The 2,103-nt window shown below is 67.0% G+C and carries 1 protein-coding gene; it reads right to left on the reverse strand.

Annotation, left to right across the window (positions count from 1 at the left end; genetic code table 11):
* Positions 1-2,090: amino acid adenylation domain-containing protein (locus tag KUM49_RS37780; RefSeq protein ID WP_308406935.1), on the reverse strand; the 2,090-nt coding region annotated here is incomplete at its 3' end.
* Positions 2,091-2,103: the final 13 nt, after the last annotated feature.

Raw genomic sequence — 2,103 nt, forward strand, 5'->3', positions numbered from 1 at the left:
AAGTCGTCATCCACGCCCACCTGGTCCACCCCCAGGACCTGCGCGAACACCTGGCACAGGATCTCCTCCTGCACCGACCCCGGACCACGACCCCCGCCTGCCTTGAAGGCGGGAGCGGGCAGCGCCTTGCGGTCGAGCTTGCCGTTCAACGTCAGCGGCAGCACATCCAGCACCACCACCGCCGACGGCACCATGTACTCCGGCAACCACTCGGCCGCGAAGCCGCGGAGCGCTCGAGAGACCTCACCTGTCTCGGCATGCTCGCCGGCCATCACCACGTAGGCGACGAGGCGTTCGTCCCAGATGGTGACCGCCACGTCCGCCACTGCGTCATGACGCGCCAGAACCGCCTCGACCTCGCCCAGCTCGACCCGGAATCCGCGCAACTGCACCTGCTGGTCACCACGGCCCAGATACTCCAGCCGCCCATCAGCGAGCCAACGGCCCACGTCCCCAGTCCGGTACATCCGCTCGCCCGCGCCACCGAACGGGCACGCCACGAACCGCTGGCCGGTCAACGCCGGGCGGTTCAGATAGCCACGTGCCAGGCCGGCACCCGCCACATACAACTCACCCGTCACACCTGCCGGGACCGGCCGCAGACCCTCATCCAGCACATACACACGCAGGTCCGGAATCGCCGCGCCGATCACGCTGCCCCGCGCACCGGCCGCCACGTCCTGATCCAGCTCGAGATACGAGACATGCACCGTCGTCTCGGTGATCCCGTACATGTTCACCAACCGCGGCCCGCTGTTCCCGTGCCGCGCGAACCAGCCCTCAAGCCGGCCCGGCTCCAGCGTCTCACCACCGAAGATCACATGCCGCAGCGACCAGTCGTCCTGCTCCGCCGCCATCAGCTGGTAGAACGCCGACGGCGTCTGGTTCAGCACCGTCACCTGCTCGGCCGCCAGCAGTTGAGCGAACTCACGCGGCGAACGACTGACCACATACGGAACCACGACCAGCCGGCCGCCATGCAGCAAGGCTCCCCACAGCTCCCACACCGTGAAGTCGAACGCATACGAGTGGAACAGGGTCCACACATCGTCCGGCCCGAAGTCGAACCACTGCTGCGTCGACCCCAACAGCCGCACCACATTCTGGTGCGGCACGACCACGCCCTTCGGACGACCGGTCGACCCCGACGTATAGATCACGTACGCCGGGTTCTCGGGCAGCACTCCCACGCAGAGATTGCTTTCGTCGTAACCGGCGACATCCACCTCATCCGGCCCGATTGTCACAACCGGCCGGACGTCCTCCAGCATGAAGGCGATGCGCTCCGCCGGATACTCCGGATCCACCGGAACATACCCCGACCCGGTCTTCAACACTGCCAGCACCGCGATGACCAGCTGCGCCGAACGCGGCAGAACCAGCGCCACAAACCGCTCCGGCCCCGCACCTTTCTCCACCAAATGCCGGGCCAGACGGTTCGCCGCCGCATTCACCTCCCCATACGTCCAAGACCGTCCCTCGAACACCACGGCGACGGCATCAGGTCGAAGCGCGGCCTGTGCCTCGAACAGCTCGGGGATCGTCCCCCGATGAACCAGCTCGCCGCTGCCACCAGCCCACTCGTCCAGGAGCATTCGGCGCTCATCCGCGCCGAGAATCTCCACACCCCCGATCGCCGCGTCAGGATCCGCTACCAGGCCCCCCAACAACCTCTCGAACCACTGGGCAAACCGCCCAGCTGTCTCCGCGCCGAAGACATCAGCGGCCGCAATCACAACGGCACGCAGACCCAGGGGTGCGCCGTCCGCGTCGAATACCTCGGTAGCCGTGACGGCCAGGTCGAACTTCGCGTTCGCTACGCCGACTTGCTGCGTCGACTCCCCCGGCAGCCCAGAAGCCCGCACCCCCGGCAGGTCCACCGCCGCCTGCTCGTTGTTCTGCACCGTCAGCATCACCTGGAAGAGCGGGTGCCGCGCCGTAGAACGAACAGGCGCCAGCTCCTCCACCAGCCGCTCGAACGGCACATCCTGATGCTCGAACGCCCGCAGCCCCGTCTCCCGCACCTGCTCCAGCAGTTCGGCGAACGACGGATCACCCGACAGATCACTCCGAATGACCAGCGTGTTCACGAAACAGCCGACC

Source organism: Streptomyces sp. AC555_RSS877, from assembly GCF_019049245.1.
Taxonomy (GTDB): domain Bacteria; phylum Actinomycetota; class Actinomycetes; order Streptomycetales; family Streptomycetaceae; genus Streptomyces.